The sequence below is a fragment of the Bradyrhizobium sp. SZCCHNR2028 genome (assembly GCF_032380995.1).
Lineage (GTDB): Bacteria > Pseudomonadota > Alphaproteobacteria > Rhizobiales > Xanthobacteraceae > Bradyrhizobium.
Window position 1 is genome coordinate 91318 of record NZ_JAUHJF010000014.1, and the last position, 12973, is coordinate 104290.

Consider the following 12973-nt stretch of genomic DNA (forward strand, 5'->3'; position numbering starts at 1 on the left):
TCACCGTCCGAGCGGCCGCGCGAAGCTCAGTTCGTGGCCGTCGGGATCGGTGAGGTGGAAATAGCGCTCGCCCCATTCGGCATTGCAGGGCGTGGTCGAGGGGGCAAAGCCAGCGGCCAGCGCCTTGGCGTAGACGGCGTCGACATCGGCGACGTGGAAGATGATGCGGCCCCACCAGCTCCACTGCTTCTCCCTGGACATGGCGATCAGGTTGAGGAAGCCGGAGCCCACACGGAAGCTCGTGAACGACGTGTGGGCGCCGCCATGGGCGATGTCGTCGAAGCCGAGCGCGCGATAGAACGCGACCGCGCGCGTCATGTCGTGGGTGGCAATCGTAATCGCGCTGATGCTCTCGATGGTCATGGAGGCGCTCCTCGCCGTGTGGAAGCCGCGCCATAGAGAAGCTCAGATCACAGTTGGCACGCAAGGGCGGCCGGGTCGTGACGAATTCAGCGCCAGCGCCGCCGGCTCATCACAGCGCCCAGCGCGAAGAACACCGCCGCGCCGAGCGCAATGGTCGCCGCGCGCGCGACATCCCCCGGCACGAGCATCGCCCGCTGCGCCGCGCCCTGGCTGAAGGAGCCGCGGGTGCGGTGTAGGCGCGTCACGGGACGGTCGAGATTGTCGGTGCGATCGGGCACCAGTGGTACGTCGGTCTGTTGCCCGGCGATCGCCTTGGCAGCGAGGTAGCGGTCGAGCAAAGCGGGCGCGACGGCGTTACCGAGGATCGTGAGCAGTGTCGGCCAGCCGATCCAATATTCGCGGAAGCCGCCGTCGGCGACGCGATAGACGGCGTCCGCGATCACCTCGGGCTCCACCGGCCGGCCCATTGGTCGTGGCGTATGCGCAAGGTGCGCGCGAGCCCAGTCGAATTGCGGTGTGTTCACCGCGGGCAGGTCGACGATGCTGAGCGTGATGCCTGAGCGCTCGTGCATCAGCTCGGCCCGCAGCGAGTCGGTGAAGCCCCGGATCGCATGTTTGGCGCCGCAATAGGCCGCCTGCAGCGGAATGCCACGATAGGCGAGCGCCGAGCCGATCTGAATGATGCGGCCTTCGCCGTGCCGGCGCATCGAGCGCAGCGCCGCCATCGTGCCGTGCACGAAGCCGAGATAGGTGACCTCGGTGACGCGGCGGAACTCCTCCGGCGTGATGTCGGCCACGGTCGAGAACACCGTCTCCATGGCGTCATTGATCCAGATGTCGACCGGACCCAGGCGCTGCTCGAGCCGTTCGGCGGCCTCGAACAGCGCCTGCGCGTCGGCGACATCGACCGCCTCGTATTCGGCATGGGCAAACCGCGCCTGCAGCTCGCGCTGGACGTCGCGCAGCGCATCCTCGTCACGCGCGATCAGGCCGACGCGGTCGCCGGCCTCGCCGAAGCGTTTTGCGATGGCGCGGCCGACGCCGGCGGAGGCGCCCGTGATGATGATGGTGCGAGCTGGTCTGCGAGGCATGTCCGGTTCTCCACGCGCCCCGTCGTACAAACGTGCTGCGGCCGGCAATGTTTCGGGCCGGTCAAGCCGGCCGAATGAATTCTCCGTCAGCCGTTATCGGAGCCGTGGACTTCGACGCGCGATCCATCAGGCTCCGAGAGGGCAGGCCAGCCCCCCCGGAGATTGTGGGACAGAAAAGCTCGCTGAGCCTTGCCGGTGCGACCGGAGCTCAGCCCGGATTGGCCTTGAGGCCGGCGGCTTCGATGCCGGCGACGGCGCAGATCTCGTCATTGTCCGAAGTGTCGCCGGAGACGCCGACGGCGCCGACGAGCGTCGTGCCGTCCATGATCAGCACGCCGCCGGGCACCGGGACCATGCGGCCCTGGGCCAGCGTGTTCACGGCGTCGATGAAATAGGCCTGCTCCTGGGCGCGCTGGAACAGGGCGCGGGAGCCGAGGCCGAGGGCGAGTGCGCCGTAGGCCTTGCCGTGCGCGACCTCGGCCCGCATCAGGCTGGTGCCGTCCTGCGCGGCGGCGGCCTTCAGGCAGCCGCGCGCGTCGAGCACCATCACAGCGAGCGGCTTGAACTTCTTCTCGATGCCCTTCGCGAGCGTGGCGTCGAGGATCTTGCGGGCGGTGTCGAGCGAGAGATCGGCCATGTCGGTGTCCTTGTGCTTTGTGATGCCAAGTTGGCTAGGTCATCCGTCATTGCGAGCGAAGCGAAGCAATCCAGGGTGAAAGAAAAGGTCTGGATTGCTTCGTCGCTTCGCTCCTCGCAATGACGAACATTGAGATCATGCTCCGCGGCGTTCCGACCTCGTGAATCAAGAACGCATCTGCGTCCGCTCCAGGCTCATCGCCAGGAGCTGCGCAGCGTGCACGGCGCCGCGACCGGCGCCGTCTTGGATCTGGTGGCGGCAGGAGGTGCCGTTGGCGACGATGAAGGTCGAAGCTTCTGCCTTGCGTACCGCAGGCAGCAGCGACGCCTCCGCCATCTGCAGCGAGACCTCGTAGGTCTCCGCGCCATAGCCGAACGCGCCGGCCATACCGCAGCAGGAGGATTCGATGGTCTCGACCGTGAGCTCCGGAATGAGTCGCAGCACCTGCTCGACAGGCTTGAAGGCGGCGAAGGATTTCTGATGGCAATGGCCGTGCAGCAGCGCCTTGCCGGGCAGGGGGGCGAGCGGCAGCGCGAGCCGTCCGGCCTCTGCCTCGCGCGCCAGAAACTCTTCCAGCAGCAGCGCGTGCGCGCTGATCGTCTTCGCGGCGGTATCGTCGCGTAGCGACAGCAGTTCGTCGCGCAGCGTCAGCAGGCAGCTCGGCTCGAGGCCAATGATCGGCACGCCGCGCAAGGCGAACGGCGCGTAGGTCTCGACCAGGCGCTGCAGCTCGGACTTGGCTTCGTCGACCAGACCGGCGGACAGGAACGTCCGGCCGCAGCACAGCGCCCGGCCGCCATCGGCGGGCTTGGGAACGTAGACGCGGTAGCCGCCCGCGATCAGCACGCACAGCGCGGCGTCGAGATTTTCGCGCTCATAGACGCGGTTGAAGGTGTCGCCGAACAGCACGACCTCACGGCCATCAGCCGGACCGAACGCGTCGGCCTCGACGCGGAAGGTGTCGGTGCGGAAGGCCGGCAGCTTGCGCTTGGCGCTGATGCCCGCAACGCGCTCCATCAGCACGCGCAGGGGCGCAACATGATTGCGCAGGTTCACGAGCGGCGCGACGCGGGCGACGAGATCGGCGTAGCGCGGCAGGTAGGCGACGAGCCGGTCACGCAGCGTAAGACCATGCGTCGTTGCCCGCGCTGCCAGCACCTCGATCTTCATCTTGGCCATGTCGACGCCGGTCGGACACTCGCGGCGACAGGCCTTGCAGGACACGCACAGCTTCAGCGTTTCCATCATCTCGTCAGACGACAGCGCGCCGGGACCGAGCTGGCCGGAGATCGCGAGCCGCAGCGTATTGGCGCGGCCGCGCGTGACATCCTTCTCGTCGCGGGTGGCGCGATAGGACGGGCACATCACGCCGCCGTCGAGCTTGCGGCAGGCGCCGTTGTTGTTGCACATCTCGACCGCGCCCTGGAAACCGCCGGCGGCGCCGGGATAGGCCGACCAGTCGAGCACGGTCTTGAGATCATCGATGCGATAGTCCGGCGGATAGCGGAACAGCGAGCGGTCGTCCATCTTGGGCGGATCGACGATGCGGCCGGGATTGAGCACATTGCCGGGGTCGAAGCGCTGCTTGACCTCCTTGAAGTCGGCGACGATGCGGCTGCCGAACATCTGTTCGTGGAATTCCGAGCGCACGATGCCGTCGCCGTGCTCGCCGGAATGCGATCCCTTGTACTCGCGCACCATGGCGAAGGCTTCCTCGGCGATGGCCCGCATCGCCTTGACGTCCTTCTCCAGCTTCAGGTTCAGCACCGGGCGAACGTGCAGACAGCCTTCGGAGGCGTGCGCATACATGGTGCCGCGCGTGCCGTGCTTCGCGAACACATCGTTGAGCCGTGCGGTGTAGTCGGCGAGATGCGGCAGCGGCACCGCGCAGTCCTCGACGAACGACACCGGCTTGCCGGCCTCCTTCATCGACATCATCACGTTGAGGCCGGCGGCGCGGAAGTCGGCGACCGCGGTCTGCAGGGCAGGGTCGGTGATCTCGACCACGCCGCCCCATTTGCGCGGCTCGTTGCTCCAGGCGAAGCCGAGGTCGCCCATCAACTCGGAGAGCTGCTTCAGCTTGGCGAGGTTCTCGTCCGTTGTCTCCTCGGCGAACTCCACCACCAGGATGGCGTCGGGGTCGCCGCGCACGGCGGCGGCGATCACTGGCTGGAACATCGCGATGTCGCGTCCAAGCCCGATCATGGTGCGGTCCACCAGTTCGACCGCGATCGGCTTCAGCTTCACAAGGTGCTGAGCCGCGTCCATCGCCTCATAGAAGCTGCCGAAATGGCAGACGCCGAGCACCTTGGTCCGGATCAGGGGCCACAGCTTGAGCTCGATGCGGGTGGAGAAGGCGAGGGTGCCTTCGGAGCCGACGAGCAGATGGGCCAGGTTGTTGGCGGCGTTGCGCGGCGTCAGCGCATCCAGATTGTAGCCGCCGACGCGGCGCTGCACCTTGGGAAACTTGTCGGCGATCTCCGCGGCCTCGCGCTCGCCCAGCGCAAGCATGTCGCGAAACAGCGCGTGAGCGCTGTCCGGCGCGCTGACGTCACGAAGGTCTCGCGGCACCTCGCCAAAATGCGCCAGCGTGCCGTCGGCGAGCGCCGCGTCGATCGCGATGGTGTTGTCGCGCATCGTGCCGTAGCGCAGCGAGCGGCCGCCGCAGGAATTGTTGCCGGCCATGCCTCCGATCGTGGCACGCGACGCCGTCGAGACGTCGACGGGAAACCACAGGCCGTGCTGCTTGAGCTGGCGATTGAGGTCGTCGAGCACGATGCCCGGCTCGACCACGCAGGTCCGAGCCTCGACGTCGAGCGAGACGATGCGGTTCAGGTGCTTGGAGAAGTCGACGACGATCCCCTCGTTGACGGTCTGGCCGCATTGCGAGGTGCCGCCGCCGCGCGGGGTGACGATGCGGCCGTCGTCGCGGGCGAGGGCGAGCGTACGCAGTGCCTCGTCCATCGTGCGCGGCACGACCACGCCGGCCGGGATGACCTGGTAGAACGAGGCGTCGGTGGCGTAGCGGCCACGGCTGAAGCGGTCGAAGAAGACGCCGCCTGCAATCTCGGCGCGGAGCTTCTGTTCGAGCCTGGACGGACCGGCTTTGGCGTTCGGCATGGTGATCCCTGGTCGGGCCCGGCTGTCGTCTGGCGGGCCCTCTTGAGCCCCGTGTCATTCATTTCTGCAAATGCGTCAATCTGATTGCATGCAAATTTGCGCAATCCTGGGCGTCATTCGACCTTGTCCGGCTTACTTCCCGCCGTTGGCGGCTGACTCTCGCCGAAGTAGGCGATCGCGGCCGCGCCCTTGTTGCGCAGATGTTGAAACAGAATGTCGGACAGCTCGCTTCCGGCGCGCCGGCGCAGGGCGTCGAGGATCATCTCATGCTCGCGCATGGCCTCGCTCCAGCGTTCGCGCTTGCGGGCGAAATTGGCCGAGAAGCGCACCCGCCGGATGCGGCCCGCCAGGCTCTCATAGGTCGCATGAAGGGTGGCGTTGGCGGCGGCATCCACGATCGCGCGGTGGATGAGCTGGTTCATGCGGAAATAGCCCTGCATGTCCTGCCGCATGTAAAACCCGTACATATCATGATGAAACTGCTCGATTTTTCCGATCGCTTCATCCGAAATCTTCTCGCAGGCGAGGCGGCCGGCGAGCCCTTCCAGGCCTCCCATCAGGTCGAATAATTCGTGGATGTCGGCGGCGCTGAGCGGGCGCACCCGAGCGCCGCGATTGGGCAGCAGCTCGACCAGGCCTTCGGCCGCGAGCACCTTGAGCGCTTCGCGCAAGGGAGTGCGGGACACCCCCAGCATTTCGCAAAGCTGGCGCTCGGACAGGCGTCCGCCGTCGGCGACGTGGCCCTCGACGATGTAGTCGCGCAGCCGTGCCAGGATCTCGTCATGCAGCGAGGTCTCGTCCCGCGCAGGCGCAGGTCGACCACTTGGATCTGCCAATGGTGGCGTCTCGATATCGGGAATCGTGGAATTCATTTCACCTCATTGTAGCGATAGTTACAGATGTGGTCGACCTTGTGTGTGAATACGTTTAATCTCTTGCATGCTGAATAATTGAATGCAATCATAGGTGCCAGAATGCCGTCGTCGCCCGGAGCTCTGTCGTGACCCGTCCCCAAGGCCGTCATTTCTTGCATATTCCGGGCCCAAGTCCGGTGCCCGAGCGGGTGCTGCGGGCGATGGACATGCCGGTGATCGATCACCGCAGCGCCGAGTTCGCCGAACTCGGCAAGGCGGTGCTCGGTGGCTCGCAGGCGATCTTCAAGGCCACGAGCCCGGTAGTCATCTATCCGTCCTCGGGCACCGGCGCCTGGGAGGCCGCCATCGTCAACACGCTGTCGCCGGGCGACAAGGTGCTGATGGTCGAGACCGGCCACTTCGCCACGCTGTGGCGGCAGATGGCGGCGCGGTGGGGAATCGAGGTCGATTTCATTCCCGGCGACTGGCGCCGTGGCGTCGATCCTGCCGTCATCGAGGAGAAGCTGGTTGCCGACGCCGGTCATCGGCTCAAGGCGGTGATGGTCGTGCACAACGAAACCTCGACCGGTGCGACCAGCCGGATCGGCGAGGTGCGCGCCGCGATCGACCGCGCCAAGCATCCGGCGCTGCTGATGGTCGACACGATTTCTGGTCTCGCCTCGGCCGACTTCCGATTCGACGAGTGGAAGGTCGACGTCGCCGTGTCGTGCTCCCAGAAGGGCTTCATGCTGCCGCCGGGGCTCGGCTTCAACGCCATCTCGGACAAGGCGCGCCTTGTTGCCAAGGCCAACAAGATGCCGCGCTCGTTCTGGGACTGGGAAGACATGCTGAAGCTGAACGCGAACGGCTTCTTCCCCTACACGCCGGCGACGAACCTGCTCTACGGTCTGCGTGAAGCGATTGCGATGCTGCTCGAGGAGGGTCTCGATCAGGTGTTCGCGCGCCACCTCAGGCTTGCGGCCGCGACCCGCGCCGCCGTCGAGCATTGGGGCCTGGAGGTGCTGTGCCAGGAGCCGAAGGATTTCTCTCCGGTGCTGACCGCCGTGCTGATGCCGCCGGGCCATGACGCGGATCAGTTCCGTCAGGTCGTGCTCGACAACTACAACATGTCGCTCGGTTCGGGCCTGTCCAAGGTCGCGGGCAAGGTGTTCCGCATCGGCCATCTCGGCGAGTGCAACGCGCTGACCCTGATGGCTGCGCTGAGCGGTGTCGAGATGGGGCTGCGTGCGGCCGGCGTGCCGCATCGTGCCGGCGGCGTCGATGCCGCGATGGCGCTGCTTGAAGAGCCATTGGAGGGCAATGCGCCGCGCCATCTGGCTGCGGTGAAATGAGGCCAAATCGCGTGCAGCAAGCTGGGACGTCCCGCTATGCCGCACTGCACAGGAGAAGGGGATTCGTGTGCATCTGAGGGATGTCAGCCCGAAGCGATCGGTGCTTGCGTCTTCTTTGTTGACGCCAGCGGTCTGGCGGGAGAAAAGCGCGGCCAGCGCGTGGGATGCCACGCCCGCGCACCAACCAAATGACCGGGGACGGACGCCAATGACTGTGCACACAGGACGGCATTTTCTTCAGATTCCGGGGCCGACCAACGTGCCCGACCGCGTGCTGCGCGCGATGGATATGCCGACGCTGGACCATCGCGGTCCCGAGTTCGCCGAGCTCGGCTTCGCCGTGCTGACTGCATCGCAGCGAATCTTCCGCACCAAGCAGCCGGTGATCATCTATCCGTCGTCGGGCACCGGCGCGTGGGAAGCCGCGATCGTCAACACGCTCGCGCCTGGCGACAAGGTGCTGATGGCCGAGACCGGCCAGTTCGCGGTGCTGTGGCGTGGCATCGCCGACAAGTTCAAGCTCGACGTCGACTTCATCCCCGGCGACTGGCGCCATGGCGCCGACATTGCGGCGATCGAGCAGCGTCTGGTCGATGACAAGGCGCACAAGATCAAGGCCGTCTGCGTCGTGCACAACGAGACCTCGACCGGCTGCCTGACGCCGCCGCTCGAGGTGCGCAAGGCGCTCGACCGGGCCGGCCACCCGGCGCTCCTGATGGTCGACACCATCTCTGGCCTCGGCTCGATGGAGTATGAGCACGACGCGTGGGGCGTCGACGTCTCCGTCGCTGGCTCGCAGAAGGGCCTGATGCTGCCGCCGGGCCTCGGCTTCAACGCCGTCTCGGAGAAGGCGCTCGCCGCCGCCAAGGCCAATCCCGGCATGCGCTCCTACTGGGACTGGCAGGAGATCATCACCTTCAACAAGCTTGGTACCTTCCCCTATACGCCGGCGTGCAATCTGCTGATGGGCCTCAACGAGGCGCTGAAGATGCTGGAGGAGGAAGGCCACGACAACGTGTTTGCGCGTCATCGCCGCCACAGCCTTGCGACGCGGGCTGCCGTCAAGGCCTGGGGCCTGGATACGCAGTGTCAGGATCCGCAGGCGCATTCGCCGGCGCTGACCGGCGTGGTCATGCCCGAGGGCCATGACGCCGATCAGTTCCGCAAGACGGTGCTGGAAAACTTCGACATGTCGCTCGGCACCGGCCTCAACAAGATCAAGGGCAAGGTCTTCCGCATCGGTCATATCGGTCACTTCAACGACTTGATGCTGATGGGCACGCTTGCAGGCGTCGAGATGGGCCTTGCGCTCGCTGGCGTGCCGCATCGTGCAGGTGGCGTGCTCGCGGCGATGGATGTCCTGAAGGCGCGCGAGGCAGCGCCGATTCCGAAGGTGGCCTGATGAACGCACCTGTGACCGGCTCCGACGATCTGATCTATGCCGTCGACGACGGCATCGCCAAGATCACCTTCAACCGGCCGCAGGCGCGCAACGCGATGACGTTCGCGATGTACGACCGGATGGCCTCTATCTGCGAGGCCATCAACGCCGATCGGTCGATCAAGGCGCTGATTCTGACTGGCGCGGGCGACAAGGCCTTCGCCTCCGGCACCGACATCTCCCAGTTTCGTGCCTTCAAGACCGCGCAGGATGCGCTCGACTACGAGGCGCGGATCGACCGCGTGCTCGGCACGCTCGAACTGTGCCGTGTGCCGGTGATTGCGGCGATCGCGGGCGCCTGCACCGGCGGCGGTGCCGGCATTGCCGCCTGCTGCGACATTCGCATCGGCACCGAGACGACACGTATCGGTTTCCCGATCGCGCGCACGCTCGGCAACTGCCTGTCGATGTCGAACATCTCACGCGTGGTCTCCCTGATCGGACCGGCGCGCACCAAGGACCTGATCTTCAAGGCCCGGCTGGTCGAGGCGCCGGAGGCGCTCGCGCTCGGTCTGCTCAACGAGATCGTGCCTGACGTCGAGACGCTGCAGGCACGCGCGCTGGAGACCGCGAGGCTCGTCGCCTCGCACGCGCCGATCACCCTCGAGGTCACCAAGGAGGCCGTGCGCCGCATCCGCCGGACCCTGTCGCGGGACGAGGGCGAGGATTTGATCCTGCGCGCCTATATGAGCGAGGATTTCCGCGAAGGCATGGAGGCGTTCCTCAACAAGCGGACGCCGAACTGGAAAGGCAAGTAGTCCGATGCCGTGCTTGCGACCTTATGCCGAGGAACATGAGGCCGCATCATGCTTGTGTTCTTGAACTGACCACAATAAGCCAGCAGTATCCTGGTAGGATGCAAGCTGGGGCTTCGAACGGGGAAGAAAGCACGTGCGCAAACTCATCAAGATCGCGGCCGCGACGGCGGCCTTTTTCGCAACTGCGCCGGCCTTTGCCGGCTGGGAGCCGACCAAGCCGGTCGAGATCGTCGTCGCCGCGGGCGCCGGGGGTGCATCCGACCAGATGGCGCGGATGATGCAGGCTGCCATTCAGAAGAACAATCTGCTGAAGCAGCCGGTGGTCGTGTCGCTGAAGGGCGGCGCGTCCGGGGCCGAGGCGCTGATGTACATGAAGTCCAGCGACGGCGATCCGAACAAGGTCCTGATCGCCTATTCGCTGATCTACATGCTGCCGCTGTCGGCCAAGCTGCCGTTCGACTGGCGCGAACTGTCGCCGGTCGCGGTAATCGCACTCGATCAGTTCGTGCTGTGGGACAACGTCAACGGCCCGAAGACGGTGAAGGAGTTCGTCGAAGCCGCCAAGGCGTCGAGTTCTCCGTTCAAGTTGGGCGGCACCGGTTCCAAGCGGGAGGATCACGTGCTCACGGTCTTCATGGAGAAGAAGACCGGCGCCAAGTTCTCCTATCTGCCCTACAAGTCGGGGGGCGAGGCCGCGACCCAACTGGTTGGCGGGCACACCGAAGCGAACGTCAACAATCCTTCCGAGAATCTCGAAGTCTGGCGCGCCGGCCAGGTGCGTCCGCTCTGCGTGTTCGACAAGGAGCGCATCTCCTACACGACCAAGGTTACGGAGACGCAGTCCTGGAACGACATTCCGACCTGCAAGGAGCAGGGGCTGGACGTGCAATACCTGATGCTGCGCGGCATGTTCCTGCCGGGCAAGGTGACCCAGGAGCAGCAGGAGTTCTACATCGACCTGTTCAGCAAGCTGGTGCAGACGCCGGAATACAAGGACTACATGGAGAAGCAGGCGCTGAAGCCGATCTTCCTCACCGGCAAGGACATGCTGCAGTTTCTCGAAGAGGACGGCTCGCTCAACAAGCAGCTGATGACGGAAGCCGGCTTCGTCGCCAAGTGAGGCTGGGCGGGGCGAGGGGATGAGGAGGATCGATGTCCAACGCTGAGCTCGAGATCGCCGTCGACGATCCGACCGCGCCAGAGGAGGATTCTCCGGCCGTCACCTCCACCCGGACCGTCGACGTCGCGGTGTCGCTGCTGCTGCTCGCGCTCGCGGTCGTGCTCGCCTGGGACAATTGGCGGACCGGCGCGTCCTGGGACTCGACCGGTCCGGAGCCCGGCTACTTCCCGTTCTATCTGTCGGTGATCCTCGGCGGCGCCAGCCTTTACGGGATCGGCGCCGCCTTCGTGTCGAGAAAGGAAGCGGTCGAGACCTTCGTGACGCGCGCGCAACTGCGGCGCGTGATGGCGGTATTCGTGCCGACGCTGCTGTTCTGCATCGCGATGCAGTTTCTCGGCATCTACGTCGCGAGCTTCCTGCTGATCGCCGGGTTCATGCGCCTCGTCGGCAAGATCGCGATCTGGAAATCGCTGCTCACGGCGTTGCTGTTCAGCGCCGTGATGTTCGTGACTTTCGACGTCGTGTTCGACGTGATCATGCCGAAGGGCCCACTCGAAGCGGCGTTCGGGTACTGACACCGGTCTCTCCCCCGTCATTGCGAGGAGCAACGCGACGACGCAATCAAGGGCTGCGCACTCGACTCTGGATTGCTTTGCTGCGCTCGCAATGACGAGGAAACAGTTGGAATGAAATCATGGAAGCCTTGGGTCTGCTGCTGCACGGGTTCGCGGTCCTCCTGACCTGGAAGACGCTGCTGCTGATGATGGTTGGGCTCGTGCTCGGCGTCTTCGTCGGCGTGCTGCCCGGGCTGGGGGGGCCCAACGGTGTCGCCATCCTGCTGCCGCTGACCTTCTCGATGGACCCGACCTCGGCCATCGTGATGCTGTCCTGCATCTACTGGGGCGCGTTGTTCGGCGGCGCCATCACCTCGATCCTGTTCAACATTCCCGGCGAGGCGTGGTCGGTGGCGACCACCTTCGACGGCTATCCGATGGCGCAGCAGGGCAAGGCGGCGGAGGCGCTGACAGCCGCCTTCACCTCGTCGTTCATCGGCTCGCTGGTCGCGGTGATGCTGATCACCTTCCTGGCGCCCTGGATCTCGTCCTTCGCGCTGAGGTTCGGTCCGCCCGAGTTCTTCGCGGTCTATCTGCTTACCTTCTGCTCGTTCGTCGGGCTGGGGCGTGAGGACAAGCACAAGACTGTCATCGCGATGGCGCTCGGCCTGCTGCTCGCCGGCGTCGGCATGGACACCGTGTCCGGTCAGTTGCGGATGACCTTCGGCTCGACCGATCTGCTGCGCGGCATCAACTTCCTAGTCGCGGTCATCGGCCTGTTCGGCATCAGCGAGATCCTGCTGACGATGGAGGAACGCCTGGCGCTGCGCGGCCACGCCGCGTCGATCTCGCTGCGCACCGTACTCGCGGTGTGGAAGGACCTGCCGAAATATTGGATGACCCTGCTGCGCTCCTCGGTGATCGGCTGCTGGCTCGGCATCACGCCGGGCGGCGCGATTGCCGCCTCCTTCATGGGCTACAACCTCGCCAAGCGCTTCTCGAAGGATCCGGACAGTTTTGGCAAGGGCCGCATCGAGGGCGTGTTCGCGCCTGAGACGGCGGCGCATGCCTCGGGCACCGCGGCGCTGCTGCCGATGCTGGCGCTCGGCATCCCCGGCTCCGGCACCGCGGCGATCCTGCTCGGCGGCCTGATGGTGTGGGGCCTCAATCCCGGCCCGCTGCTGTTCGTGGAGCACAAGGATTTCGTCTGGGGCCTGATCGCCTCGATGTATCTCGGCAATGTCGTTGGCCTCGTGCTCGTGCTTTCCACCGTGCCGATCTTCGCCTCGATCCTGCGCGTGCCGTTCGCGGCCGTCGCGCCGATGATCGTGGTGTCCTGCGCCATCGGCGCCTACGCGATCCAGAATGCGATGTTCGACGTCTGGCTGATGCTCGGCTTCGGTGTCGTCGGCTATGTCTTCAAGAAGATCAAGATCCCGCTGGCGCCGTTCACCTTGGCGCTGGTGCTCGGCAGCCGTGCCGAGGACGCGTTCCGGCAGTCGATGATCATCTCCGGCGGCAACATGAAGGTGTTCTGGGCGAACGGGCTGGTGGGCACCATAACGACGCTGGCGATCGTGCTGCTGTTCTGGCCGCTGATCGATCGTGTGATCGCGAGCTTCAGCAAGTCGGGAGCGCCGGCCGCGAAGGCCGAGGCTTAGTACGGTTTGTCGCTGATCACCC

The 12973-nt window shown here is 65.6% G+C and carries 11 protein-coding genes; 6 read left to right on the forward strand and 5 right to left on the reverse strand.

Annotated features, from left to right (window positions below; all coding sequences use genetic code 11):
- From QX121_RS21530 to QX121_RS21550, 5 genes are all read right to left on the reverse strand, one after another.
- A complete protein-coding gene (locus QX121_RS21530) occupies positions 1 to 363 on the reverse strand; it encodes a VOC family protein (protein WP_315756116.1) in 363 nt (120 codons plus the stop codon).
- Between the two features lie 86 nt (positions 364 to 449).
- A complete protein-coding gene (locus QX121_RS21535) occupies positions 450 to 1454 on the reverse strand; it encodes an SDR family oxidoreductase (RefSeq protein WP_315739019.1) in 1005 nt (334 codons plus the stop codon).
- A 208-nt stretch (positions 1455 to 1662) separates the two neighbouring features.
- Positions 1663 to 2091, reverse strand: coding sequence for a GlcG/HbpS family heme-binding protein (locus tag QX121_RS21540; protein WP_315777060.1), 429 nt, complete (start codon positions 2089 to 2091; stop codon positions 1663 to 1665).
- Positions 2092 to 2256: 165 nt separating this feature from the next.
- Positions 2257 to 5211, reverse strand: a complete 2955-nt coding sequence (locus tag QX121_RS21545; RefSeq protein ID WP_315812976.1) for an FAD-binding and (Fe-S)-binding domain-containing protein — start codon at positions 5209 to 5211, stop codon at positions 2257 to 2259.
- A 113-nt stretch (positions 5212 to 5324) separates the two neighbouring features.
- The gene (locus QX121_RS21550; protein ID WP_315812977.1) at positions 5325 to 6083 is read right to left on the reverse strand and encodes a GntR family transcriptional regulator; all 759 of its coding nucleotides are present in this window, start codon (positions 6081 to 6083) and stop codon (positions 5325 to 5327) included.
- A 128-nt stretch (positions 6084 to 6211) separates the two neighbouring features.
- On the opposite strand from QX121_RS21550, the gene QX121_RS21555 reads away from it, so the two are divergent.
- The 6 genes from QX121_RS21555 (at position 6212) to QX121_RS21580 (ending at position 12951) form a co-directional block, all read left to right on the forward strand.
- Entirely contained in the window at positions 6212 to 7417 is a 1206-nt protein-coding gene (locus QX121_RS21555) for an alanine--glyoxylate aminotransferase family protein (protein ID WP_315756111.1), read from the forward strand.
- A 208-nt stretch (positions 7418 to 7625) separates the two neighbouring features.
- Complete coding sequence (locus QX121_RS21560; protein WP_315739013.1) at positions 7626 to 8819, forward strand: pyridoxal-phosphate-dependent aminotransferase family protein; 1194 nt, start codon at positions 7626 to 7628, stop codon at positions 8817 to 8819.
- Positions 8819 to 9616, forward strand: coding sequence for an enoyl-CoA hydratase/isomerase family protein (locus QX121_RS21565; RefSeq protein ID WP_315812978.1), 798 nt, complete (start codon positions 8819 to 8821; stop codon positions 9614 to 9616). Before QX121_RS21560 ends, QX121_RS21565 begins: the two co-directional genes overlap by 1 nt.
- 133 nt (positions 9617 to 9749) lie before the next feature.
- Positions 9750 to 10736, forward strand: a complete 987-nt coding sequence (locus tag QX121_RS21570; RefSeq protein ID WP_315796572.1) for a tripartite tricarboxylate transporter substrate binding protein — start codon at positions 9750 to 9752, stop codon at positions 10734 to 10736.
- A gap of 32 nt (positions 10737 to 10768) precedes the next feature.
- Positions 10769 to 11311, forward strand: a complete 543-nt coding sequence (locus QX121_RS21575; protein ID WP_315739010.1) for a tripartite tricarboxylate transporter TctB family protein — start codon at positions 10769 to 10771, stop codon at positions 11309 to 11311.
- A gap of 119 nt (positions 11312 to 11430) precedes the next feature.
- The gene (locus QX121_RS21580) at positions 11431 to 12951 is read left to right on the forward strand and encodes a tripartite tricarboxylate transporter permease (RefSeq protein ID WP_315739008.1); all 1521 of its coding nucleotides are present in this window, start codon (positions 11431 to 11433) and stop codon (positions 12949 to 12951) included.
- Positions 12952 to 12973 lie beyond the last annotated feature (22 nt).

Coding starts and splice junctions, on each gene's coding strand:
- QX121_RS21540 (WP_315777060.1), bottom strand. CDS start 2,091: ATGGCCGATCTCTCGCTCGACACCGCCCGCAAGATCCTCGACGCCACG.
- QX121_RS21535 (WP_315739019.1), bottom strand. CDS start 1,454: ATGCCTCGCAGACCAGCTCGCACCATCATCATCACGGGCGCCTCCGCC.
- QX121_RS21565 (WP_315812978.1), top strand. CDS start 8,819: ATGAACGCACCTGTGACCGGCTCCGACGATCTGATCTATGCCGTCGAC.
- QX121_RS21575 (WP_315739010.1), top strand. CDS start 10,769: ATGTCCAACGCTGAGCTCGAGATCGCCGTCGACGATCCGACCGCGCCA.
- QX121_RS21580 (WP_315739008.1), top strand. CDS start 11,431: ATGGAAGCCTTGGGTCTGCTGCTGCACGGGTTCGCGGTCCTCCTGACC.
- QX121_RS21560 (WP_315739013.1), top strand. CDS start 7,626: ATGACTGTGCACACAGGACGGCATTTTCTTCAGATTCCGGGGCCGACC.
- QX121_RS21545 (WP_315812976.1), bottom strand. CDS start 5,211: ATGCCGAACGCCAAAGCCGGTCCGTCCAGGCTCGAACAGAAGCTCCGC.
- QX121_RS21530 (WP_315756116.1), bottom strand. CDS start 363: ATGACCATCGAGAGCATCAGCGCGATTACGATTGCCACCCACGACATG.
- QX121_RS21550 (WP_315812977.1), bottom strand. CDS start 6,083: ATGAATTCCACGATTCCCGATATCGAGACGCCACCATTGGCAGATCCA.